The sequence below is a fragment of the Streptomyces sp. NPDC008125 genome, assembly GCF_042957125.1.
Lineage (GTDB): Bacteria > Actinomycetota > Actinomycetes > Streptomycetales > Streptomycetaceae > Streptomyces.
Map to the genome: position 1 here is coordinate 272,681 of NZ_JBIBHR010000011.1, position 23,989 is coordinate 296,669.

Below are 23,989 nucleotides of genomic sequence, written 5' to 3' on the forward strand. Positions count from 1 at the left end.
CATGGGGACCATCACCGTCGGAGTCGAGGGCTCGACCAGCATCGAGCTCTCCTACGAGGACCACGGGGCAGGGCAGCCGGTCGTCCTGATCCACGGCTACCCGCTGGACGGTCAGTCGTGGGAGAAGCAGACCGATGCGCTGGTCAAGGCCGGCTACCGCGTCATCACCTACGACCGCCGCGGCTTCGGCCGGTCGAGCAAGCCCACGACGGGCTACGACTACGACACCTTCGCCGCCGATCTGGACACCGTCCTGACGCACCTCGACCTGCGGGACGTGGTTCTCGTCGGGTTCTCGATGGGCTCGGGCGAGGTCGCCCGCTACCTCGGCGTCCACGGCTCGCGGCGGGTGGCGAAGGCGGCGTTCCTCGGTTCGCTCCAGCCGTTCCTCCTGCAGACGCCGGACAACCCCGCCGGTGTGCCGCAGAGCGTCTTCGACGGCATCGCGGAGCAGGCGGAGGCCGACCGCTACGCCTGGTACGAGAGCTTCTTCGTCGACTTCTTCAACACCGACGAGACGCTCGGGACGCGGCTCAGCGAAGCCGCGCTGCGGGCGAACTGGGCCACCGCCATCGGCTCGGCGCCCATGGCGGCGTACGCGTGTGTCCCGGCATGGCTGACGGACTTCCGGGCCGACGTGGAGCGCATCGACGTGCCGTCGCTGATCCTGCACGGGACCGCCGACCGCATCCTGCCGATCGACGCCACCGCCCGCGAGTTCCGCCGCCGCCTGCCCGACGCGCGCTACGTCGAGATCGACGGTGCTCCGCACGGGCTGCTGCTCACCCACGCAGCCGAGGTCAACGCCGCTCTGATCGACTTCCTCGCCACCTGATGGCCGACGTCCTTCCCTCCGCACGCCACGGAACACTCGAACAGGATGGGGCATCACTCATGAACGGGATCATGGAAACGGAGACCACTGCCCTCGTTCCGGCCTCGTCGCAGACCCGGCACCCCCCGTCGGACGCCGACTGCGACGCCTTCATCAAGGACATCTACGACCAGTACGGCTCTCTGCTCGTCCGATACGCCACGCGGCTGCTGGACGGTGACTGGCACAAGGGCGAGGACATCTTCCAGGAGACCGCGGCCCGCGCCTGGAAACACGCCCGCTTCCTTGGGAGCCGCAACGAACGCCTCAGACCCTGGTTGTTCACCGTGGTCAGAAACCTCGTCATCGACCACTACCGGGCGCGCCAGGTCAGGCCGCTGGAGCTCATGCCCGTGGAGGAGCTGGACACATCCAGCGACAGCACGGCAGCCACGATCAACTCCCACGTGGTGGTGCAGGCCCTGGGGGAGCTGAACGAGCAGCAGCAAACCGTCATCCGCCTCATGTACTTCCTGGAATGCAGCGTGAATCAGGCTGCCGAGCACCTCGGCATACCGCCCGGCACCGTCAAGAGCCGTGCGTTCTATGCCGTACGTGCGTTGCGCAAGGCGTTGGAGAAGCAGGGGATCCTGGGGGTGTAGCCCGCCCCGAGCCGCGTGCCTGCCGGAGCTCTCCCGACGGCCCGGGTGACGTACGGACGCGGGTACCCCGCGACGGGGTCCGCCCCGTCACCCATGCCCCCGGGACCGCCCGCCCGCTGCGGCGGTCCCCTGCTGGTTCTGCCTCACGGCAGGGCGGCCCGGTCGGTGGATTCGCGTCGGCGGCACGGGGCGGTGGGCGACAGCCGGAGGTCAGCTTTCGAGCCGAGTGCCGCGGCGCCACACGGCCCGGGTGTTGAGGGTGTCGCTGATCGTAGTGGTGGGGTCGCCGTCGACCAGGAGCAGGTCGGCGCGCAGACCTTCGGCGATGCGGCCGCGGTCGGTCAGGGCGAAGCGCCGGGCGGTGGTGGAGGTGGCCGCGCGCAGGGCCTGTACCGGGGTGAGGCCGGCCCGCACGAGGTACTGCAGCTCGTGGTGGACACTGGCACCGTGGGCGAGTCCGCCCAGAAACGGCATCGCCATGGACACATCGGTCCCGGCAAGGATGTCGACACCGGCTTCGTGCAGCGCGCGCACGGACCCCAGCACGTCGGTGATTTTGCCCTGGGGGTAGTGGTTGAAGCTGCTGCGCAGCGTCTTCGTCCAGGCCTCGTCGAGGCGCGACGCCACCCGAGGGTCATCGGCCAGCTCGTCACCGCTGATGCCCATCATCGAGGCGTCCAGCACGACGCAGGGCACGACGAAGGCTCCCGAATCCCGGATCAGCGTGATGATCTCGTCGGTGTGCGGACCGTCCATGAACAGGTGGACCAGGCCGTCGATGCCGGCCTCGATCGCCATGCGGGTCGCGTCGATCGTCAGTGTGTGGGCGACGGTGAGCATGCCGAGCCGCTTGGCCTCGGCGACGCCTGCGTTCAGGGTGGCCGCGTCGAGCATCGGCAGGCCGGGGTGGCCTTCGACCGAGCCGTCGTCGACCATGAACTTGATGTAGTCCGAGCCGCGTTCGATCAGTTGCGGGATGAATCCGACGGCCTGCTCGGGAGTGCTCGAGAACGGCATCAGCGGCGCCGGTCCGGCCGGCCGGGCAGCACCGGGCGGCGGGCCGGGACGGAAACCCTCGGGGAACAGTTCGCTGGGGTGGCCGCCGGGAGGGGTGATGCCGAATCCGGAGGAGCGCACGTCCGCCAGGGCATCGTCACCGGTGATGTGCGCACGGTTGTCGGCGGTGTTCGTCCCCTGCATCTCCAGCTCGGTCGTCACCCCGAACCGCAGGGCCAAAGCCAGGGACTCCGCATTGGTGTGGACGTGGGCGTCGATCAGGCCGGGCAGCAGCGTTCCGCCCCGCGCATCCACGATCTCGGCTCCTGCGGGCGCCTGCCCGCCGACCGCGAGAATCCCGGTGGCGTCGAGGACGACGGTGCTCGCCTCCAGCGTCCTGTCGCCGTCGAAAACCCGCGCGTTGATGATGGCCGTGCTTCTCATGGCTGTCTCCTGTCGTCGTGCGTCCGGAGCGGGCACCGGTTGCTGCCGGCCCCACCAATCTCCTGCGAAAAGCAGATGCGTGCATCATTGCATGTAATTGTGTTTCGCAGTGACCTGGAGCTAGGCTGTCGAGTGTGAGCAGCGGAAACGAGACCCAGGACGACGCGCTACTGAACGCGGTCGGTGCGGCGTTTGCCCGACTGCGCCGCCGCACCGCGCTGGTGGACGTCGATCCGCCCGTCACGCGCAAGGACATGGCCCGCAATCAGGTCATCAACATCGTCGACGAGGCCGACGGTGAAATGACCGTCGGTGGCGTCGCGCACCAGCTCACCGTCGACTCCTCCGTCGCCAGCCGGATGGTGAGCGACTGCATCGCCGCAGGCCTTCTCGTACGCGCCGCGTCCCAGCGCGACGGCCGCCGCACCGTGCTCCACCTCACACCCGCGGGCGCCGCCCTGCGCGACCGCTTCGGCAGTCAGCACCGACAGGCCTTCGAGCACATCACGCATGACTGGCCCCGGGCCAGACGCCTCGAATTCGCCCGCATGCTCATCGACTACGCCGACGCCGCCGCCGAGCTCGGCACCCGTACCGCACCCTGAACGGCCACGGACCCGCGCGCGAGTCCGCACCCCCATCGGTTCAGCCGTGGACACCGTCACCTCCGTGCGGACCGTCGTGATGTGCCACCGCCGTCGTGCGGCTCCCCGCCGATCGGACGCCAGGCCCGCGCTCGTGTCGCTCGGGGTGTCGCCGGCCGGCGGCCCCGGCGGGTTCTCCACCGGAGCCGCCGCAGCCCGAGCCGTACGACGTACATCGCCGCCACGGCCTCCGCCCTGGAGAGGCGACGCCGCAAGGGCTCGAAGGACCCGGCGCGGCGACGTCATCGCCGACGAGGACCCGCTGTCACCTCGTTCGCGCCGGAGGGCCTACCAGATCCTGATCTTCGTGATCTTGTGGATGGGTTCGCCGGGAACATTGCCGAAATGCCACTTCTCCACGGTCGCGCTGGTCGCAGGCGCGCCCAGCCTCGGCACGTACTCCAAGGTGACCTTGTTGTCGCCGGTCCAGATCTGGTCCACGCCGTAGATCGCCACGCTCTGCACGCCCGCGTTGGCGAAGCAGAGGGAGCCGCCCGCGTTGTGCAGCGACAGGAGACCCAGTCCGTTGCAATCGGTGCGGTTGATGGCGGACGCCGACGAGGCAGGCAGCACGACGGCCATGGCCCCGGCCGCCGCTACCACCGCGAGGCGTGTGATGAAGCGCTTCACTTGAGTTGTTCCTTCCGTGATGGGGGAGGTGCCACCGGGGCCGTAGCGCACGGCGGCATCGCAGGGACACATGCACGTCCAATCAGCGCAACGTGGAAAAGCGCACCCCCGTTCACCGCGTGAGCGCCTTGCTTCGAGGGCGGTCGCGATCCCCCTCAGCCGTTCACGCGCCCGATGCAGGCAGAGGGGAATCGAGCAGCAGCGATCCGTCGTCTGCCTCGTGCGTGACCCGGAACGCGGCGTCGCCCGAGCGGCCGAGCACCTCGGCGCACTGGTCGGCACCGTCCGGAGCCGTGCCTTCCACGCCGTGCGGGCGCTGCGTGGAGGGGACCGAGCCGGGGAACGGCGACCTCCGGCCGGGCCCCGCACGCTCGATCCGGGATCACATGTCGGACGAGCTGAACCTGCGGGGGGCTCCCGCCGTTCCTGGCTTCGGGGGCATCACGCCCCACAGGAACGGGCCGCGGCACGTTTCTGCGAACGGCAGTCGCCGACGGCCGCACTCAGGACGCCGGCGCCACTCACGAAAGGACCGCACTTCATGCCGGTCATCAACAACGCTCCGACGAAGCACGATCGCGAGACCGCGGGCGCGGCGCTGCAGGCGACTTTGGCCGACCTTCTCGACCTGTCCCTGGTGGCCAAGCAGGCTCACTGGAACCTGTACGGCCCGCGCTTCCGCTCGGTCCACGTCCAGCTCGACGAGGCCGCCACCATCGCCAGGAACCACGCCGACACGGTGGCCGAGCGTGCGGCCGCCTTGGGCGTCAGCCCGGACGGACGGGCCGCGACCATAGCGGGAACCAGCGGGGTGCCCGCCGTCCCGTCAGGCTGGACCAAGGACAGCGACGCCGTCGAGGCCCTGGCGCACGCGCTGTCGGCAGTGACCGGGAGACTGCGTCGACGCATCGTCGAGATCGGCCCGGTGGACGTCGTCACCGAGGACCTCCTCATCGGACTCACGGCCGATCTGGAGAAGCAGAGCTGGATGTTCCAGGCGGAGAACCGGGACTGACCAGTCCCCTCCGTCCACCGGCAGGTCGCCCACGCCCTCAACTCCGCGTACCGGTATCCGCGTTGCCCGGGTCCGACGGCTCGCGACCCATCCGTCGGGCACTGTCCGCCCCGCACCCGAGTGGTAGGTGAACAGATGTCATGACCTGCGGCTATATGTGAACCGCTGTGACGTTCAGCCCGTTGAGTGAGCGAACGGTTGTCGTCCGGAGTGGAGAAGAACATGGTCGTCGAGGGAACGAGCACTGCCCGATTCGAACCGCTACGGGCGGCGCTGGCAGCGCATCTCGAAGCCGGCGATGAGGTGGGGGCGTCGATCGCCGTCGATGTGGACGGGGTCATGGAGGTCGATCTGTGGGGTGGCCACGCGGATCGAGCGCGGACGTTGCCGTGGCAGCGGGACACCGTGGTGAGCATGTGGTCGACCACGAAGACCCTCACCAACCTCGCGGCCCTCGTCCTCGTCGACCGGGGCGCACTGGATCTGCACCGCCCCGTGGCGCACTACTGGCCCGAGTTCGCCGCCCGGGGAAAGGAACACATCGAGGTGCGGCACGTCCTGTCCCACACCTCGGGACTTTCCGGCTGGGAGCAGCCCTTCACCATGGAAGACCTGTGTGATTGGCCCACCGCGAGTGCCCGGCTGGCCGCGCAGGCCCCGTGGTGGGAGCCGGGCTCCGCCTCGGGCTACCACGTACAGACCCAGGGACAGTTGGTGGGAGAGCTTGTCCGACGGGTCAGCGGCCGGACCCTGACGGAGTTCGTCGACACCGAGATCGCCAAGCCGGCGCAAGCCGATGTCCAGATCGGTGCGCGCCAGGCCGACTGGCCGCGCATCGCCGATCTGGTGGCCCCCTCGCAGCTCGCCGGGATACCCACCGGCCTCGACCCCGAAGGGATCTTCACCAGGACGTTGCTCGGAAGCCCCGCCCGTGACGAGCACGTGGACACACCGCAGTGGCGCGCCGCGGAACTCGGAGCAGTCAACGGCCACGGCAACGCCCGGGGTATGGCCCGCGCCCTCTCCGCCATCTCCCGGCGCGGCCAGGTGAACGGCCTCCGGCTTCTCTCCGCGGAGACAGTGGACAAGGTGCTCGACGTACAGGCCGACGGGGTCGACCTGTTCCTGGGCGTCCCCGTCCGCTGGGGCATCGGCTACGCACTCGCCGACCCGAGGACGATGCCGCTCATGCCGACCGGCAGGATCTGCTTCTGGGTCGGCCGGGGCGGTTCGATCGTCATGATGGACCTCGACCGGGGCGTCACGTTCGCGTACATGATGAACCGGGTGGGCGACGGGGTCCTCGGCTCGGAACGCACCCACGACTACATCAAGCACGTCTACGCGGTCCTGGAATCCACCGACTGAGGCGCGCGGTCCCTCGCTCCGCAGGCAACTCCGTGTGCGGAGCTGTAACCAGCGGGTCGGGCCGTCTCCCCGAACGAGCAGCACATGGCCGGGTGAACCGGTCCGGCTGTCCGGTCGTCGTACGAGACGAAGGACGCCTCGCTCCCCGGTGACCGGCCGGGAGCGGTACCCCGGGCCGTTCGAGCCGCAGACCCGCAGCCGCCTTCCGTGCCGCTGCCGCCGACGGCCACCAGCAGTCCGATCCGTGCCGATCACACAGCACGGGCGGACGTACGCCCGCACGGTCCGTCGAGGACCATCAACCAACCAAGAGGAATGTCACTCATGCGCATCGTCCGCCTGGCCCGTCCGAGCCGCAGATCCGCGCTGCTCGGAGTCACCACGGCCGTAGGCCTGTCCGTGGCCGCCGTCACTCTGCCCACCGCAGCCGGCGCGGCACCCAACAACCCCGTGCATCCGACGATCGTGCTGGAGCACGGGGCGTTCGCCGACGCCGCGAGCTGGGACGGTGTCGTCGCCCGGCTTCAGCGCGCCGGCTATCCGGTGGTGGCCGCGGCCAACCCGCTGCGCGGTCCGGCGACCGACGCCGCCTACCTGCGCAGCGTCGTGGAGAACATCGACGGGCCCGTCGTCCTGGTCGGTCACTCCTACGGCGGCACCGTCATCAGCCAGGCCGCCGTCGGCATGGAGGGCAAGGTGAAGGCACTCGTCTACATCGCCGCGTTCCTGCCGGACGCGGGCGAGAGCTCGCTGGGGCTGACGAACAAGTTCCCCGGCAGCACGCTCGGCCAGGCCATCGAGTCCGTCAACTACTCCCTGCCCGACGGCGGTCAGGGCGCGGACGTGTACATCAGGCCGGAGAAGTTCCGCGACCAGTTCGCCGCGGACGTGCCGGCGGAGAAGGCCAGGCTCATGGCGGCCGGCCAGCGCCCCGTCGCCGCCGCCGCACTGGAGGAGAAGTCCACCCAGGCCGCCTGGAAGACGATCCCCTCCTGGTCGCTGGTCACCACGGAGGACCGCAACATCCCCGTGGCCGCCCAGCGCTTCATGTCGGCCCGCGCCAAGGCCCGCACGACGACGATCGACGCGTCGCACGCGGTATCCGTGTCCCGCCCCGAGGCCGTCGCCCGCATCGTCGAGCAGGCTGCCCGCACGGTCCGATGACCGCCGGCCCCGCCCTGTCGCCCGACGCACCTCACCGCACCCGCAGAACCGTTCCCGATCGTGCACCTCACCCGCAGGCGCATGCACCCCGGAAGGCAGAAACCACCATGGCGTTCATCACCGTCGACCAGGAAAACTCCACCAGCATCGAGCTGTATTACGAGGACCACGGCACGGGACAGCCGGTCGTGCTGATCCACGGCTACCCGCTCGACGGCCACTCCTGGGAGAAGCAGTCCGCCGCACTCCTGTCGGCCGGCTACCGCGTGATCACCTACGACCGGCGCGGTTTCGGCCGCTCCAGCCAGCCCACCACCGGCTACGACTACGACACCTTCGCCGCCGACCTGAACGTGGTCCTGGAAACCCTCGACCTCGACGACGCCGTCCTGGTCGGCTTCTCCATGGGCACCGGCGAAGTCGGCCGCTACTTGGGCACGTACGGCTCCGCCCGGATCGCCAAGGCCGCCTTCCTCGCCTCCCTCGAACCCTTCCTGCTCAAGACCGACGACAACCCCGGCGGCGTCGACGGCACTATCTTCAAGGACATCGAAGGCGCCGTCGCCGCTGACCGCTACGCCTACTTCACCGCGTTCTACGAGGACTTCTACAACCTCGACGAGAACCTCGGCACTCGAATCAGCGAGGAGGCCGTCCGCAACAGCTGGAACGTCGCCGCGGGGGCGTCCTCGTACGCCTCCCTGGCCTGCGTGGCCACCTGGTCCACCGACTTCCGCGCCGACCTGAGCAAGATCGACGTCCCTGCCCTGATCCTGCACGGCACCGCCGACCGGATACTGCCGATCGAGTCCACCGGCGACCTCTTCCACCAGGCAGTCCCGGAAGCCGACTACGTCGTCATCGACGGCGCCCCCCACGGCCTGCTGTGGACCCACGCCGAGGAAGTCACCGACGCTCTCCTCGCGTTCCTCGCCAAGTGACCGGCGGCCGACACCCGACCTGCCGCGAGGCGGTGCCCGGCCGGTTACCTGCCGGGCGCCCGGCTGAGCCGAACCCCCGCTGCCGCACGGCGGCCCCGAGAGAAGCGCGAAGCATGCCGCTCCAGCTGACGACGGAGAGCGCGCGCATCACGGCGGCGGCACGACCGGGCGGCCGGGCCGGGGCGCTGTCCGCCGGGCGTTCGGACGCGAGACGTCCGCCCGCATGACCGGGCGGGCGTCTCGCAGGTGACGGAACGGGCCGCGTGCGGGATGCCGGGGAAGGTCTCCAGGAACGGCCGCCCGTGCGTGCGCATGAGCCGCGTCACCTCCGCGTACACGGCGTTGTCCCCGGGGCGGGCGGGAGTGGCGGTCGGCGCCTCGGGCCGGCCGTGCAGGGCGCCGCGGCCGCATGTCATCATCTGAAGACATCACTTGATGACGATCTCGGGAGAGCCTGCCGATGAATGCCCCTCAATCAACCGTCGGCCTCCGGCAACGGGCCCTGGTCCCGGTGCTGGTGTTCATCGGCACGGTGGTCGCGGTGATCAGCAGCCTCGGGGCTCCGCTGGTGCCGACCATCGCCGAGGTGGACCACGTGTCCCTGTCCGACGCCCAGTGGTCGCTCACGGTCACCCTGCTCGTCGGCTCCATAGCCACCCCCGTGATGGGGCGCATGGGCGACGGCCCCCACCGGCGGCGGGTGGTGCTGGGAGCCCTCGTGACGGTGCTGGCGGGCAGTGTGCTGGCCGCTCTTCCCCTCGGCTTCGGCTTCCTGGTCACCGGGCGCGGGATGCAGGGCGTGGGCCTCGGTCTCGTCCCGTTGGCCATCGCCACCGCGCGCGACGCCCTGCCGGGAGGGCGGTCGCGCTCCGCGGTGGCGATGCTCTCCATCACCACCGTGGCCGGTGTCGGACTCGGCTATCCGCTCACCGGACTGATCACCCAGACCATCGGCGTCCACGCCGCCTTCTGGTTCGGCGCCCTCATCAGCGGCCTCGCCCTGCTGGCCGCCGCCCTCGTCGTACCGCAGGCGGGCGGACGGGAGAGGCGGCCCCTGGACGCCCCCGGGGCGGCGATGCTCGCCGTCGGGCTGGCCTCGCTGCTGCTCGCGCTGAGCGAGGGCGAGATCTGGGGCTGGACCTCGGCCCGGGTGCTGGGCCTGGTGCTCTTCGCGCTGCTGCTCCTGGCCGTCTGGGGTTTCCACGAACTGCGCACCGCCCACCCGCTGGTGGACCTGCGGACGCTGCGCAACCGGTCGGTGCTGACCGCGAACGTCGCCGGCCTCGTCGCGGGTGTGGCGATGTACATGATGATGTCGCTGATCACCCGCTTCGCTCAGACCCCGGCCTCCACCGGCTACGGCTTCGGCGCGTCGGTGCTGGTGACCGGGCTGGTGCTGCTGCCCTTCTCGGCCGCCAGCGTGGCCTCCAGCAAGCTGGTGCCGCTGCTGGTCCGGCGGACGTCCACGGCTGCGGTGCTGCCGATCGGCTGCGGGATCTCCCTGGTGTCGATGGTGCTGTTCCTGTGCGCCCGGGGCAGTCTGTGGGAGCTCTTCGTGGTCATGGGCGTCGCCGGACTCGGCGTCGGCTGCACCTTCGCCGTGATGCCCGGCCTGATCGTCAACGCCGTGCCCGCGCACGAGACCGGCAGCGCCATCAGCTTCAACCAGGTGGTGCGCACCGTCGGTTACACGACCGGCAGCGTCGTCAGCGCGGTCGTCCTGGAGGCGCACACCGACCCGGGCCGGATCCTGCCGACGGACAGCGGCTACCAGGCCGCGGCCTGGCTGGGCTGTGCGATCTGGGTGGTCGCCGGGATCGGTACGATCGTCCTGCCCGGACGGGCCGGGGCAGGGAAGTCCGGGGCGACCGCCGGGACCGTGGACGAGGAACTGCTGATGGAAGAGAGCCTTGCGGACGCCGAGGGCGCCGAGGCCAGTGTGACCGCCGTACCGGGCGGACCTGTCCGGTGAGCGAGGGCAGACGGCGGGACGCCACCCGCAGCCGGCAGGTGCTGCTGGAGGCGGCTGCCGGCCTGTTCGCCGAACGTGGCTTCGACCGCAGTACCACGCGGGAGATCGGTGAGCGGGCCGGTGTGGATCCGGCCTTGATCGCCCGTTACTTCGGGGGGAAGGCGCAGCTTTACCTCGCGGTGCTCGACCTCGACCGTACGGGGGCCAGGCCGGCCGACCTGTTGGAACCCGAGCGCAACCGCGGGCTGGTGAGCGGTGTGGATCTGCGCGGTCCGGGACCGATCTTCCGTTCGGCGGTCGACCCGTTGAAGGAGCCGAACGTCCGGGACGCTGCCATGGAGCAGCTTCAGTGGCGTCTGGTGGACCCGTTGTGCGAGCGCTTCACCCGCGAGGGTCTGGACCGCCCCCGGTTGCGGGCGGAGCTGGCGGTCGCGGCGTTCGTGGGCATCGTGCTGTGCCGCCACGGCGGCACCCTGGGAGCGCTCGCCGGGGCCGACCCGGACGAACTCGTCCCCCTGGTGCTGGACATGCTCGGCCAGGGCTCTTGAGCCTCCGGCCCGGTCGCCCGCACGCCTTCGGCAAAGCCGCCGCACCGTGGGACCTGGAGGCCGGCGGCGTGGGGAACCGGTACGAGCGGGCCGACGGAGAGCGCCGGTACCGCCACGCCACCCGGCGGCGGACCGGCCGGACCACGACGGCGTGGAGAGATTCCCCGTGGGCGTAGTTCTGGCCTGCGTACTCGTTCCGCCCGCGGTGATCCTCCTGGGGTGGATCGCGTCCTGGTGGGGGACCCGGCGCCTGCGGTGGATCGGGCTGTCCGTCGCGGCCGCGGCCTCCGCGGTCTGCGCCGTCATCGGGCGGGACGCCATGGGCCCACGGACGGATCCGCACGCCCTCGGCTGCTCCTCGGCCCTGGAGTGCACGGACCTGCGCCCGGTCTTCGTCATCGCGTCCGGGCTGCTCGGGTGCGTGGCCTGTCTGGCGCTGGTGGTCCTGACGTTCGTCATCGAGTTCGTCGTCCGCGTGCGGAGGAAGGAGTCGGCCTGACCGCCCTGACCGCCCCGCACGCCGTCGCCGAGCGGGCGCTGTCCACGCCGGCCGGCCGGGTCACCCGCCCCGGCCCGCGCCGAGGAAGGTGAGCAGGCCGACCGCCGCCGGGCGCGCGTTACCGATGGCGGCCCGGTGCAGGTCCCGTACGGTCCGCACCACGGCCCGGGTCACCACGTCGACGCCGGCCTTGTGCTCGAACCAGTGCCAGTCGCCGTGCGCGTTCATCTCCAGGAAGACCGGCTCGCCCCCGTCCCGGTCACGGAGGAAGTCGAACGCCCCGACGACGGCACCGGTCTCCCGGGCGATGGCGCGTGCCGCCGACGCGACGGCGGCCGGGGCCCGGACCCGACGGACCACCACCTCGTCCGGGCGGGTCCAGATGTCCTCGGGGTGCTCCTTGGTCACCTCGAAGGCGTGCAGCTCGTCCCCGGCGAGGTAGACCCGGTACTCGGCGTCGTGCTCGACGTACTCCTGGAGCATCACCGGTGTGCCCCGGGGCAGGCCGGGCAGGCCGGCGAGCCGGTCCCGGTCCAGGACCCGCGGCAGGTACCAGTCGAGCCGGCCGGGCTCCGGCTCCACGTAATGCCGGTCGAGGACCTTGAGCACGTACCGCTCGGCCGGGAGCAGTCCGGCCGCGTACGCCGGGTCGGTGGTGACCAGCCCGCGCGGGACGCGTACACCGAGCGCCAGGGCCCGGGCCCGCTGCACCAGCTGCCCCGGATCGGCGGCGCCTATGGTGGCCGGAGAGGCGGCGGCCAGTTGCTGGGCCAGCGCGGTCCACCCGTCCCGGTACACCATCCGCCCGCCGGCCGGACCGGCCGGCAGCCCGTCGGGCGCTGCCCGCAGGGAGAAGTGGCGCAGCCAGGTCACCGTCGGGGCGAACCGGTGCCCGTCCAGGGTCAGTACACCGTCCTGCCCGTGCACGGCCCGGACGTCCGCCAGGCCGTCCGCGTCGAGCCGGTGCACGGGCACCCCGATGCGGCGCAGCAGGGCGGACGCCTCGGTCGCCTCCCCGTCGTCCCGTCTGGTGAGCAGCAGGACGCTCCGCTCAGCCATGGGTCGGGGCCAGCAGCGATTCCGCCATCTCCAGGAGCCGCAGGGCCTTGTCGGAGCGGTTGCTCGGCTCGGCGGCGCGCAGCCGGGTGAGCAGTTCGAGCCCGATGGCGGCCTGGTCGGCGAGCAGCCCGAGGAGTTCGACGTCCGCCATCTCCCTCGTGCCGCCGGCGCCCCGGTCCAGTACCTCCAGCACGCCCACGCATTCGTCGTCGCCGAACAGCGGGGCGGCCATGATGCTGTCGGGCACGTACCCGGTGGAAGCGGCGGCCTCGCCCGAGAAGTGCCGTGACTCGCGCAGGTCGTCGATGAGCATCGACTGGCCCGACGAGGCGACCCAGCCCGCGATGCCGGTCCCCGCCGGGAAACGCGTACCCACGAGTTGGCCGTCGCCCTCACCGGCCACGGCCTCGAAGACCAGGTCACCGGTCTCCGGATCGATGAGGAAGATCGAGGAAGCCGCGGCGCCGAAGGCATGGCGCGCGACTTCCACGATGGACTGCAGCAGGCGGCGCTCCACGGGCGTCGCGGCGTCAACGGGTTTCGTCATGCGCACCTCCAAGTCGACCGGTGGTGTTCCCGGCGCAGAGGAACAGCACCGTCTTGAGCTGGAACGGTGTGAGCCAGGGGTGCTTGCCGAGGATCAGCGCGCACAGGCCCGAGATGTGGGGCGCGGCGAAGCTGTTGCCGGTCGAGCGGATGGTGCCGCCGCCGGGCCACGCCACGGGGACGCGCACACCGCGTGCGTGGAACTCCACGGGCGGTGCGGGGTTGTAGTAGTACGTCATCGGATCGTCCTCGTCGTGGCTCGCCACGGAGATCACCGAGGAGAACGACCAGGGATAGCTGGGCACCGGCCGGTTGTGCGCGGAGACGACGAGCGCGCACCGGCGGAAGTAGGCCCGGTCGGCGAGCTCGTGGAGCTGCGCGGTCAGGGCCGGCCGGGTCGTCGCCAGGCTCAGGTTGATGACGTCGAAGTTCTGCTCGACGGCCCAGGAGAGCCCGGCGACGAGCGCCGGGCCGCTGCCCGTCTTGCCGTCGGTCAGCACCTGGACGGACGAGAGCGAGACCCCCGGCGCGAGGGACCGGATCACCCCGGCGCAGGCGGTGCCGTGTCCGGCGTGGTCGGTGGGCTCGCACGGCACCATCTCCACCTCGCCGTCCTCGGCCGTGACGGCCGTCATGGCGAGGTCGACCGGGCCGACCATCGGGTGGCCGCCCTCGATCCCGCTGTCCACGACGCACACCCGGACCCCGGCACCGTCGGATCCGCCCCACGCCCACTCCGGGGAGACCGATTCCAGGGGGACGGACGCGAACCCCTCACGCGCCTGAGCCCTCGTCACGCCCCAGGCGGGCACGCCCGGCGTGTAGGGGCGCGCGGGCCGTCTCCAGGGTGGATCGCTCATCGGTCGTCTCCCGGTCCGCCCGCTCTCCACGCCCGTACGGTCCGGGCGGGGAGCACGGCCTCCTTCGCCGTCAGGGCGTCCAGCGCCCGCCCGGCGGCATGCCGGGCGCGCTCCGCCTCACCGGCGGCGTCCAGCACCCGGGCCGCCTCGAACCAGACGTCACCGATGAGACAGGGGTCGTCGGTGCCGTCCAGGGTGGCGGTCGCCCGCTCGGCGTCCCCGACCGCGTCCTCGTACGCCCCGGCCCGCGCCCGGACCCGCGCCCGCAGCGCCAGCCGGACGGCCCGGGTACGGGTCTCCTCCGGCCGGTCCGCGGGCGGCCCGGCGAGTTCGGCCGCGTCCGGACCGAAGCCGTCCCCGGCGCAGAACCGCTCCCGGGCCGCGTACAGGCGCAAGGTGGTCGCCGTCCGGGTCTGCCCCAGAGCGGCGAGCCCGTCCGCCGCGGCCGTGTAGTGGCCGGCGGCCGGCAGGTGCGCCCCGGCGAGTGACTCGACGAACCCCGCCGTCTGGCCGGCCGCGAGCGTCCCGAGGGCCAGTGCCAGGTCGTCGCAGTGCCTGCGGACCAGCGCGATGTCCTCGCGGGCCGCGTCCACCCGGTCCGACAGGGCCAGATGCCGGGCACGGGTGAGCAGGACCGGCACGAGCAGACTCCGGTCGCCGTCGAACCGGCGGACCAGCTCCTCGCAGAGGCCGATGGCCTGGGTGAGCGGGGTCGGCGACCACTGGGTCAGCTCACAGATCGACGCGAGGATGCGGTTCCCCTCGTACGTGTCGCCGAGCCCGCGCGCCCGGGAGAGCGCGTCACGCATCGAGCCCTCCGCCGCGCCGACCCGGCCCTCGGCGAAGCTCCGCAGCGAGGACAGCTGGTGCAGCCTGCACCAGCTCAGGTCGTCCGCCGGACCGGGCACGGCACGTTTGGCACCCGGGGCGTACGGGGCGCCGGCGGGCTCCGCTCCGCCCGAGCGCAGAGCGATCAGCTGCCGCAGGATGGCGCAGGTGTCCCGGGTCGGGGCGTCGTCCCCGTTCCTGCGCTCCGCCTCCGCCACGGCCTGCCGGGCGCTTTCCCAGCGGCCCAGCGCGGCGTACGTGTCGGTGATGCGGGCCGCGAGCACCCGGTGCTGGGGGTCGCCGTCCGGAGTCAGGCCGCGCCCGCGTTCCATCAGCGAGACGGCCGCGGGCAGGTCCCGGCGGCGCAGTGCCCGGTACCCGGTGGCCACCAGGGCGCGGGCCGCGCGCCCGGTCAGCGCGGGCAGCCCGGGATCGCCCGGATCGGCCTCGGACAGCAGGCGCCACGCGGACTCCAGGCGGTGGGCGAGGTCGCTCTCCGCGGCCGGGCCCGGCGGACGGGCTTCGAGCCGGTCCGCGAGCACGGTGTGCCAGGCCGCGCGCCGGGCCTTGGAGGTCATCTCGTACAACGTGTCCCGGGCCAGTGCGCGGGTGAACCGGTACGTGCCGGGCGAGCCGAACACGTGGATCACCCGGGAGTGCAGCAGCCTGGCCAGGGCGTCGTCGAGGACCCCGCCCGCCAGCGCGGGCTCGTTCACGGCGAGTGCGCGCACGTCCTCGGCGCTGAACGACGCACCCACCACCGCCGCTCGTTCCAGCACGGCCCGGTCGGCAGCCGGCAGCCGGTCCAGCCAGGCCGTCAACAGGACCCGGATCGACGTGGGGACGCCCTGGTCCACGGCCCGGTGGCCGGCCAGGTTCTCCAGGAGCAGTTCCGCGAACAGCGGGTTGCCGTCGCACTCCCGCACGACCCGGGCCAGGTCGTCCCCGGTGGCGACCGCCTCCTGCGCGGCGACCTCCGCCCGGTCCGCGAGCAGTCCCACCAGCCGCTCGGTCTGCGCGGGCGGCAGGGCGTCGAGACGCAGGGCGAGGTCCCCGGCCGGCACCGCGTCGGGACGCAGGCCGAGGTCCCCGGCCGGCACCGCGCCCGTCTCGGCGCGCGCCACGCGGATGACCAGCAGCGGGGTGTCCCGGGCGCCCGTGCCGAAATCGGCGACCATCTCGGAGAGGGTCGGCTGCGCCCACTGGAAGTCCTCCAGGACCAGGATCACCGGGGCGGCGCGGCCCAGGGCCTCCAGGAGCCGCCGGAACGCCCACCCGATCTCGTCGACGCTCACCGGGAGCCCGCTCTCGGTACGGATGCCCAGGGCGACGGCGAGGGCGGTGACGGCGCGGTCCGCGCTCGGGCGCAGCGTCTCCAGCGCCCCTCGCGCTTCCTCCCAGCCGCCGGGCAGCGACCCGACCGCCTCGGCCAGCGGGCGGTGGGCGAGTCCGGCACCGTACGCCTGGCAGCCGGCCCTCAGGACGACGGCATCCTCCCCGGCGCGGCCCAGGAACTCCCGCACCAGGCGCGACTTGCCGATGCCCGGGGGGCCGGCGACCGTGACGAGGAGGCTGCGGCGCTCGCCCCGTATCTCCGCGAACCCGTCCAGCAGCAGCCGTAGTTCACCGTCACGTCCGACGAGCGGGACCAGGTCCTCCCGGCTCGCCGCGTCGAGGACGGACAACACCCGCCGGGCGGCGACCGGTTCGCGCTTGCCCCTCACCCGCAGCGGCGCCACGGCCTCCATGCGGACCCGGCCGCCGACCAGGCGGGCCGTCTCCTCGCCGATGAGGATCTCGTGCGGCTCGGCGTGCGACTGGAGTCGGGCGGCGGTGTGCACGACGTCCCCGACCACCCTGGCCGCGCCGCCGAGAACCCCCGCCACCACGGCCTCGCCCGAAGCGATCCCGCAGTGGGTGTCCAGTGGCACCCCCGCACCGGACCCTCCGGCGCCGGTCCCGATGGCCGTCACGGCCTCCCGGACGGCGCACGCCGCCCGGACCGCGTGCAGCGCGTCGTCCTCATGGGTGACGAACGCCCCGAAGACGGCCATCACGGCGTCGCCGATGAACTTCTCGACCACGCCACCGTGTTCGGTGACCGCCGTCGTGCAGGCCCGGTAGTACCGGTCCATCGTGCGCCGCAGCGCTTCGGGGTCCAGGGTCTCGGCGAGCACCGTCGAGCCGACGAGGTCGATGAAGAGCGCCGTGACGATTCTGCGGCTGTCCGACGAAGGCGCCCCCACGATGACCGGTGTGCCGCACTCCGGGCAGAACCGGGCTCCGTCCGGCACCGCGGCACGGCAACCGCCGCACCGCGCCGCGCCGTTCACAGGAGCTTGAGGTCCTGTCCCTCCACCTCACCGGACACCGCTTCCAGTCGCTCCTTGACGGTGTTGAGGACCTGGACCTCGTGCTCGCTGAGCGCCGAGAGGACCGAGCGCTGCTCGACCGCCAGCAGGTCCACCGGGTGGCCGGCCTCACGTAGTGCGTGCAGGGCGTCGAAGGACATGGCGACCGGTACCTCGTTCCCGTAGTGCGGCCAGTCGCGTGGGGCGCCGGCCGATCCGATGGAGCACTCCGCGACCGTTACCGCCGCGAGGGCGCCGATGGCCGCGGGGGCCTCCTGCCGCTTCCGCTCCTCCGCGGGCAGCGGTGGCCAGATCCCCTGGACCAGCACACCCTGCGCGTACAGTCGCGCAATCATTTCCGTACGATTCGACGCGCCCGTTCTCCGGAGCATGTTGCATAAATGAGCCGCCACCGTGTGCGGGCTGATGCACAGAGCCTCGGCGATATCCCGGTTCGAAGATCCGGCGGCCACGAGCGAAGCGATCAGAATCTCACGCCTGGTCAAAATCTTCACCCCTCGTTTCGGCGAGCGAAGCGTTGGCCGGCAGAGAAATGCCGCGCTCCCGGGCAAGAGAGTAGCTGCGGGTCATGCTCCGGACAAGCACGCCTTGAGTGGGTTCATATGCCACCGGAATCATAGTCATTCGAGGGATACGAAGCCCGGGCGTGCCGGAGCATCCTTGCGATTGCACCAGCCCGTGACCATCCCCATGAAGGAGTGACCCATGTCGCAAGCACCCCTCGACGCGCTGCGCAGCGCCGGCACCCCGGTCGACCTGCTGTCGGAGTCCGAGCGCGACGTCTTCAGTGCCCTCAGCCCGGACGAGGTCGCGGTCCTCGGCTCCATCCAGGCCCGGCTCAACGCCGTGTCGGCCGCGGTCGAGGGCCAGGTGAACGACAACCAGGTCAACGTCCTCTGCTGATTCCAGACCCGGTGGGTCCGGCGGCCCCGGCCGCCGGACCCACCGGACCGCCGTGCGCCCGGACCCCCAGTTGGAGCGTGATGATGGACCAAGTCAGCAGATACCTGGTGCTCAGCGACCGCGCGTACGCCGCCACCACGGGCGTACCGGTCCGGCTCGCCTACAGCACCCGCACCGCGAGCACCCTCGCGGTGGACCTCCCCACCGCGCGGGCCCTGGAGGCCGGCGACGCCGGTGCGCTCACCCCGGCCTGGACCGGCGCCCTGCGCGCGGCCCAGGTGCTCGTACCGGCCGGCGAGGACGAGCTGTCCGCCGTACTCGACCGCAACCGACAGGCTTCGGCGGAGCGTTCGGCCGTGCACATCGCCCTCCTGCCGACCTCCTACTGCAACATGGGGTGCGCCTACTGCGGCCAGGAGCACACCCGGGGCGGGCTCTCCCACGACCACCGCAGCCGGGTCCGCGACCGCGTGCTGCGCGCCGTGAACGCCCCGGAGACCCGCAGCGCCCGCATCGACTGGTTCGGGGCCGAGCCGATGATGGGCTACGCGGTCATCCGCGACCTCGCCCCCCGGTTCGTCGCCGCCGCCGCCGAGCGCGGGGTCGCCTACTCCTCGGTGATCGTCACCAACGGCTCCCTCCTGACCCCGAAGAAAATCAACACGCTCATCCGCTCCTGCGGGGTCACCCATTTCGAGATCACGATCGACGGGCCGCCGGACATACACAATGAACACCGGCCACTGAAAAGCGGACGCGGATCTTTCTGGAACATCGTGCGCGCCGTGCGTTCCGTACTCGACGAACCGGATCTTGGTCCCACCCATTTCTCGTTCCGAACGAATGTGGATGTACACAACCAGGACGCCGTACCCCGCTATATCGAGCTGATGGCGGAGCTGGGTTTCAGCCACCCCCGCGTGTCCTTCTCGATCTTTCCCGTCCACTCGTGGGGGAACGACATATCGGCGATCGAGGTGTCCAAGAACGAGTTCGCCGAACGCGAGACGGGGTGGCTCCGGCTGCTCTCCGAGCACGGGCTGCACACGCAGCTGATGCCGACCACCGCCCGGAAGGTCCTCTGCCCCGCCACGACCCGCTCGTCCGAGATCATCAGCAGCACCGGCAACATCTTCTCGTGCAGCGAGTACCCCCTCGTCCCCGAGGCCGAGCGCACCCTCCCGCTGACGCACATCGACCGGGCGGGCACCGAACCGATCCGGCCGCTGGGCCCGTTCGACGGCTGGAACGACGAGATCGCCGAGGGCACCACCTGGTGCAAGGGCTGCGTCTTCATGCCCACCTGCGGCGGCGCCTGCCCCAAGGCATGGCAGGAAGGCCATCCGCCCTGCCCCAGCTACAAGTACAACGTCCAGGAAAGACTCGATCTCGTCGCCGCCCAGGTCGGCCTGCGCGAGGCGGCCGGTGAGCCCGCCGGGGCCCGGTGATGACGGCGCAGACCGGCCCGGACTCCCCTCGCCGACTGCTCATCGGGGTGTGCGGCTCCGGCAACGTGCTCGCCCTTCCGCAGTACCTCATGGCCCTGCGCACCGGCCTCGGACCCGGCGTCGAGATCCGCATGGCCATGACCCGCTCCGCCGCCGTGCTCGTCCCGGCCGCCACCATGCGTCTGCTGTGCCGGGACGTGTACTGCGACGGCGAGGACGAACTGACCATCGGTCATGTCGGCCCCGCCGTCTGGGCGGACCGGTTCGTCGTCCTGCCCGCCACCGCCAACATGCTCGGCCAGGCCGCCAACGGACTCGCCTCCGGACTCCTCAGCTCGGCACTCCTCGCCCATGAGCGCCCGGTGCTGTTCTTCCCGAGCATGAACAGCCTGATGTGGGAGCGCCCGGCCGTCCGCCGGAACGTGGCCCGGCTGCGCGCCGACGGCCACGCCGTCGTGGACCCGGTGCCCGCCCCCGCCTGGCAGATCTCCGCGGGCGACGTACGCAAGAACCTCGGGCTGCCACCGGCGAACACCGTGACCGCGGTCATCCGCGAGTTCCTGGACCTGGACGTAGACCCGCTCGGCGGCTGAGCACCGGCACCGGCACGAGGAGGACACGTGGCACCGGCCAGACAGAGGTTCCGTACGGCACTGACGAGCGGACCGATGTCGGTGCGCGGCTTCCGGCTGCTGCTCGCCGGGCAGCTCTCCTCCACGGTCGGCGACTACTGCTACGCCGTGGCGCTGCCGTGGCTGATTCTCTCCGGCGACGGCGGCCCCGTCCTGCTCGGCACGGTCCTGGCCTGCTACGGCATCCCCCGCGTCGTCACCATCCCGCTGGGCGGCGTGGTGGCCGACCGGATCGGCGGCCGGCGGGTGATGCTCGTGGCCGACCTGGTGCGGGCCGCCGCCGTGGGCATCCTCGCGGTGCTCGCCTCGACCGGGACGCCGACCCTGGCCCAGCTCGCACCCATCGCCGTCGTCCTGGGCGCCTGCTCCGGGGTCTTCATCCCCGCCTCGTACACGCTTCTGCCCGCCCTGCTGCCCAAGGAGGACCTGGGCCGGGGCAACGCCCTGTCGACCATGGTCAACCAGGTCGGCGGACTCCTCGGGCCGACGGCGGGCGGCGCCCTGGTGGCCGCCTTCGACGCGGGTCCGGCGCTCACGGTCGACGCCGCGTCCTTCCTCGTGTCGGCGCTGGTGCTCGCCCGGATACGCTCCGGCGCGGATGCGGACGCGCCGCAGAAGGACGGGCCCGCGGGTGCCGAAAAATCCCCGGCCCGCGAGACGACCTTCGCCGAACTGCTGCGCCACGGAAGGCTGTTGCACGTCGTCCTGGTGGTGGCCCTCGTCTGCAACCTGGCCTTCAACGGCACGATCGAGGTGGCCCTGCCCGAACTGGCCCACCAGGGCATGGGCGCCACTGGCTACGGCGTCCTGCTGACCTGCCTGAGCCTGGGCGGTCTGGCGGGTTCGCTGGTGGCCGCCCGCAGCCGGCCGGTGGAGTCGCCCGCCTACCTCTTCGCCGCCCTCGCGGTCGTCATGGGCATCGCCTTGAGCGTCGTCCCGTACGCCGGGGGCCTGGCCGGCGCCGCGGTGTGCGTGTGCGTCTACGCGCTGGCCAGCGGCTGGCAGAACATCGTCGTGGTGACGCTGCTCCAGGTCTGGGCCCCTCCGGCACTCATCGGCCGGGTCATGAGCCTGGTCATGCTGGCCGTCATGGGCACCTTCCCGGTCTCCGTGGCCGTGGCCGGCTTCGGGGTCCGCCACCTCGGCGCGGCCCCGTTCTTCCCGGTGGCGGGCGCGGCCATCGCCCTGTCCGTCCTGGGCGCGCTCACCCAGCGCGCCTTCCGCGACCACCGCTCCGGCACCGAGTACGCCCCACCGGCCCCCGTACCACCGGGGGCCCCGGCGAGCGGCCCCGCATCCGGCGTGCCGGCCGCCCGTGCCACGCATCCACGGCAGGACAACAGTCAGGAGTCACAACGATGAGCGTGTTCGTCCCGTTGGGCATGCCGCGGTTCCAGGAGGAGCCCGACCACGGCCGGCGGCCGGGCCGGGGCACCGGCAACACCGCCTACCTGCTGGTCAACCCGCCGGTGACCGACCCGACGACCGCTTACCACTCGATCCCGTACCTCGTGGGCGCGGCCCGCGAGGCCGGCCACACCGAGTACGCCTGTGTGGACGCCAACCTCGACGCCTTCACCTACCTCGCCGACCCCGGGCGCTTCGGCGCGACGCTCGCCGCCGCCCGCCGCACCCGCGCCGGGATCGAGGCCAGGTCCGCCGCCCCGCGCCGGCACGACGAGATCCGTTACCGGCAGGCGCTGGCCGCCGAGGGCCTGAGCACCACATCGGCCCGCGACGCGATCGGCGTGTTCCAGGACCCCGAGCACTTCTACCACCCCCCGACCTATGCCCAGGCGGTCGCGGTGATGAGCCGGTGGTGGGACCTGATCGCCCTGGAGATGCCGCCCGGCGCGGCGGACGGCTTCTCGATGCGGGTGAAGTCCGCCGTCAACCTGTGCAGTACGGCGGACCTGTCCGACCCGGCGGTCCCGGCGGCCCTCGCCCGCCCCTTCGAGGGCTACTTCGCCGACGAGTTCGTCCCGAAACTGCGCGAACGCCCCTGGGCGGTGGTGGGTCTGTCGGTCAACTACACCAGCCAGCTGCCCGTCGCCCTGCGGATGGCCCGCCTGATCCGTACCGTGCTGCCCGACACGGTGATCGTCTTCGGCGGCACCGAGGTCGGCGACGTCGTCAAGTACGCCCCGGACCTCGCGGCCCCGTGGCGGGTCTTCCAGGACGCCGACCTCATCGTTCCCGGCGAGGGCGAGACCGCCCTCATCGGCATCCTCGACGCGGTCGGCAACGGCGCGGTCCGGGGCGGCGACGCCTTCGAGGCCATCGGCGGCGTGATGACCAGGAGCCGGCCGGCCCCCGACATCGCGTACAGCAATGTGGCGGCGCTCGCCTCCCCGGCGTACGACGTGTGGGACTGGGACCGTTACTGGGCACCCGAGCCGGTGATCCTCTACAGCCCGACCCGGGGCTGCTACTGGAACAAGTGCACCTTCTGCGACTACGGCCTCAACACCGACCGGCCGACCTCGCCGTCGCGTGAACGCCCTGTCGCCGCCGTGCTGGAGGACCTGCGGGAGGCGAGCCGCCACGGCAGGACCCTGTACTTCGCGGTGGACGCCATGTCCCCCCGCTATCTGCGCACCCTCGCCGCCGCCCTCGCGGAATCGACCCTGGACCTGCGGTGGTCCGCCGAGCTGCGGTTGGAACGCACGTTCCCCAAGCGTGCCGTGGGTGAACTCCTCGCGGCCTCCGGCTGCGTCGCGATCTCCTTCGGCTACGAGTCCGGCGCCCAGCGGATCCTCGACCTCATCGACAAGGGGGTCGGGATCGACGTCGTCCCCGAGGTCCTGGCCGAGCTGGCACGCAACGGCATCGCCGCCCAGATGATGGGCTTCACCGGCTTCCCCACCGAGACCCGGGCGGAGGCGCTGGCGACGTACGAGTTCCTCCAGCACCACGAGAAGCTGTGGACCACCTCGGGCATCGGGGTGTTCGCTCTGACACCCGGTTCCATCGTGGCCAAGGACCCCGGGCGCTTCGGGATCGATCTGATGCCGCTGTCCGCCTCCGACGACATCCGGCGCTACGTGCCCTGGCGGGACCGGGAGACGGGCGAGGCGCACTGGCCGACGGCGGAGGACCCGCGGATTCCCCGCGAGTACAGCGCCGGAAACCGCAGGACCAGCTTCGACCGCCCCTTCCTCGGCGGCATCGACTCCGCGCACACCCTGCTGTACTTCGCGCGTTTCGGCCGGGGACTGCTGCCCGAGGCGGCCGAGGGGACCGGCCGCGAGAAGGAGCCCCGTGTCCGCCTGGTCGAGGAGCCCGTGGTGAGGGTCCCGTTCGCCTCCGTCGACGAACTGACCGGTGTCGACGAGCTGATGGCGGAGGTGAGCCGCAGGAGCAGGGCGCACCTCGACACCACGTCCGGCGCGTACGAGGAATGGCTGGACGGCCCCGGCACGGCCCGCCCCGGGGCCTGCGGCGTCCTGGTCATGGCCAACGGCGGCCTCGTCGAGGTGCCCGCCGGGGTGGACTTCGGCACGGACAACGCCATGACCCGCGCCCTGCGCCTGATGCTCGCGACGCAGGCCCGGGTCTGAGAACGCCCGGGGCGGCCGGGGCGGACGAGGGGGACGCCGGGCATCAGGCCGGGCGCGAACTCGGCGGAGCGGTCCGCGCCGGCC

22 protein-coding genes and 1 pseudogene are annotated in these 23,989 nt (G+C 71.8%); 15 read left to right on the forward strand and 8 right to left on the reverse strand.

Going from position 1 to position 23,989, the window contains the following annotated elements; genetic code table 11:
- Window position 1 precedes the first annotated feature (1 nt).
- Window positions 2-835, forward strand: coding sequence for an alpha/beta fold hydrolase (locus tag ACFZAX_RS20680; RefSeq protein WP_390963272.1), 834 nt, complete (start codon window positions 2-4; stop codon window positions 833-835).
- 71 nt (window positions 836-906) lie between these two features.
- A complete protein-coding gene (locus ACFZAX_RS20685) occupies window positions 907-1,476 on the forward strand; it encodes a sigma-70 family RNA polymerase sigma factor (RefSeq protein ID WP_390963273.1) in 570 nt (189 codons plus the stop codon).
- Window positions 1,477-1,686: 210 nt separating this feature from the next.
- On the opposite strand, the gene ACFZAX_RS20690 is transcribed toward ACFZAX_RS20685, so the two are convergent.
- Window positions 1,687-2,916, reverse strand: a complete 1,230-nt coding sequence (locus tag ACFZAX_RS20690) for an amidohydrolase family protein (protein WP_390963275.1) — start codon at window positions 2,914-2,916, stop codon at window positions 1,687-1,689.
- 134 nt (window positions 2,917-3,050) lie between these two features.
- Between ACFZAX_RS20690 and ACFZAX_RS20695 the strand changes: the two genes are divergently transcribed.
- Window positions 3,051-3,521 (forward strand): MarR family transcriptional regulator, encoded by a 471-nt coding sequence (locus ACFZAX_RS20695; RefSeq protein ID WP_390963276.1) that lies wholly within the window; start codon window positions 3,051-3,053, stop codon window positions 3,519-3,521.
- A gap of 327 nt (window positions 3,522-3,848) precedes the next feature.
- On the opposite strand, the gene ACFZAX_RS20700 is transcribed toward ACFZAX_RS20695, so the two are convergent.
- Window positions 3,849-4,190 (reverse strand): beta/gamma crystallin domain-containing protein, encoded by a 342-nt coding sequence (locus tag ACFZAX_RS20700; protein WP_390963277.1) that lies wholly within the window; start codon window positions 4,188-4,190, stop codon window positions 3,849-3,851.
- A gap of 541 nt (window positions 4,191-4,731) precedes the next feature.
- Here ACFZAX_RS20700 and ACFZAX_RS20705 point away from each other — a divergent pair.
- The 7 genes from ACFZAX_RS20705 to ACFZAX_RS20735 all read left to right on the forward strand — a co-directional run bounded on the left by ACFZAX_RS20705 (window position 4,732) and on the right by ACFZAX_RS20735 (window position 11,697).
- Complete coding sequence (locus tag ACFZAX_RS20705; RefSeq protein WP_390963279.1) at window positions 4,732-5,205, forward strand: ferritin-like domain-containing protein; 474 nt, start codon at window positions 4,732-4,734, stop codon at window positions 5,203-5,205.
- 186 nt (window positions 5,206-5,391) lie between these two features.
- On the forward strand, window positions 5,392-6,573 hold the full coding sequence (locus ACFZAX_RS20710; RefSeq protein WP_390963280.1) for a serine hydrolase: 1,182 nt from the start codon (window positions 5,392-5,394) through the stop codon (window positions 6,571-6,573).
- Between the two features lie 324 nt (window positions 6,574-6,897).
- Entirely contained in the window at window positions 6,898-7,737 is an 840-nt protein-coding gene (locus tag ACFZAX_RS20715; protein WP_390963281.1) for an alpha/beta fold hydrolase, read from the forward strand.
- A 107-nt stretch (window positions 7,738-7,844) separates the two neighbouring features.
- Window positions 7,845-8,678 (forward strand): alpha/beta fold hydrolase, encoded by an 834-nt coding sequence (locus ACFZAX_RS20720; RefSeq protein WP_390963282.1) that lies wholly within the window; start codon window positions 7,845-7,847, stop codon window positions 8,676-8,678.
- Window positions 8,679-9,138: 460 nt separating this feature from the next.
- Window positions 9,139-10,650, forward strand: coding sequence for an MFS transporter (locus tag ACFZAX_RS20725; protein ID WP_390963283.1), 1,512 nt, complete (start codon window positions 9,139-9,141; stop codon window positions 10,648-10,650).
- A complete protein-coding gene (locus ACFZAX_RS20730) occupies window positions 10,647-11,198 on the forward strand; it encodes a TetR family transcriptional regulator (protein ID WP_390963285.1) in 552 nt (183 codons plus the stop codon). Before ACFZAX_RS20725 ends, ACFZAX_RS20730 begins: the two co-directional genes overlap by 4 nt.
- A 166-nt stretch (window positions 11,199-11,364) precedes the next feature.
- A complete protein-coding gene (locus ACFZAX_RS20735) occupies window positions 11,365-11,697 on the forward strand; it encodes a hypothetical protein (protein WP_390963286.1) in 333 nt (110 codons plus the stop codon).
- A 60-nt stretch (window positions 11,698-11,757) separates the two neighbouring features.
- On the opposite strand, the gene ACFZAX_RS20740 is transcribed toward ACFZAX_RS20735, so the two are convergent.
- The 6 genes and pseudogenes from ACFZAX_RS20740 to ACFZAX_RS20765 all read right to left on the reverse strand — a co-directional run.
- The gene (locus ACFZAX_RS20740) at window positions 11,758-12,756 is read right to left on the reverse strand and encodes a hypothetical protein (protein WP_390963288.1); all 999 of its coding nucleotides are present in this window, start codon (window positions 12,754-12,756) and stop codon (window positions 11,758-11,760) included.
- Complete coding sequence (locus ACFZAX_RS20745) at window positions 12,749-13,273, reverse strand: GAF domain-containing protein (protein WP_390963322.1); 525 nt, start codon at window positions 13,271-13,273, stop codon at window positions 12,749-12,751. The genes ACFZAX_RS20740 and ACFZAX_RS20745 overlap by 8 nt, the downstream gene beginning before the upstream one ends.
- Window positions 13,274-13,286: 13 nt before the next feature.
- Window positions 13,287-14,162, reverse strand: a complete 876-nt coding sequence (locus tag ACFZAX_RS20750) for a S8 family serine peptidase (RefSeq protein WP_390963289.1) — start codon at window positions 14,160-14,162, stop codon at window positions 13,287-13,289.
- Window positions 14,159-17,236, reverse strand: a complete 3,078-nt coding sequence (locus tag ACFZAX_RS20755) for an AAA family ATPase (RefSeq protein WP_390963291.1) — start codon at window positions 17,234-17,236, stop codon at window positions 14,159-14,161. The genes ACFZAX_RS20750 and ACFZAX_RS20755 overlap by 4 nt, the downstream gene beginning before the upstream one ends.
- An 83-nt stretch (window positions 17,237-17,319) precedes the next feature.
- Window positions 17,320-17,697 carry an aroma-sacti cluster domain-containing protein gene (locus tag ACFZAX_RS20760; RefSeq protein ID WP_390963323.1) on the reverse strand — a complete coding sequence of 126 codons (378 nt, stop codon included), beginning with the start codon at window positions 17,695-17,697 and terminating at the stop codon, window positions 17,320-17,322.
- A 6-nt stretch (window positions 17,698-17,703) separates the two neighbouring features.
- A pseudogene (locus tag ACFZAX_RS20765) lies at window positions 17,704-17,856 on the reverse strand (response regulator transcription factor); the annotation flags it as partial.
- 211 nt (window positions 17,857-18,067) lie between these two features.
- On the opposite strand from ACFZAX_RS20765, the gene ACFZAX_RS20770 reads away from it, so the two are divergent.
- From ACFZAX_RS20770 to ACFZAX_RS20790, 5 genes are all read left to right on the forward strand, one after another.
- Complete coding sequence (locus ACFZAX_RS20770) at window positions 18,068-18,265, forward strand: aroma-sacti cluster domain-containing protein (RefSeq protein WP_266703991.1); 198 nt, start codon at window positions 18,068-18,070, stop codon at window positions 18,263-18,265.
- Between the two features lie 80 nt (window positions 18,266-18,345).
- Window positions 18,346-19,713, forward strand: a complete 1,368-nt coding sequence (locus ACFZAX_RS20775; protein WP_390963324.1) for a radical SAM protein — start codon at window positions 18,346-18,348, stop codon at window positions 19,711-19,713.
- On the forward strand, window positions 19,713-20,306 hold the full coding sequence (locus tag ACFZAX_RS20780; protein WP_390963293.1) for a flavoprotein: 594 nt from the start codon (window positions 19,713-19,715) through the stop codon (window positions 20,304-20,306). The genes ACFZAX_RS20775 and ACFZAX_RS20780 overlap by 1 nt, the downstream gene beginning before the upstream one ends.
- 27 nt (window positions 20,307-20,333) lie before the next feature.
- On the forward strand, window positions 20,334-21,707 hold the full coding sequence (locus ACFZAX_RS20785; RefSeq protein ID WP_390963294.1) for an MFS transporter: 1,374 nt from the start codon (window positions 20,334-20,336) through the stop codon (window positions 21,705-21,707).
- Window positions 21,704-23,905 (forward strand): radical SAM protein, encoded by a 2,202-nt coding sequence (locus tag ACFZAX_RS20790; RefSeq protein ID WP_390963295.1) that lies wholly within the window; start codon window positions 21,704-21,706, stop codon window positions 23,903-23,905. Before ACFZAX_RS20785 ends, ACFZAX_RS20790 begins: the two co-directional genes overlap by 4 nt.
- Window positions 23,906-23,989: the final 84 nt, after the last annotated feature.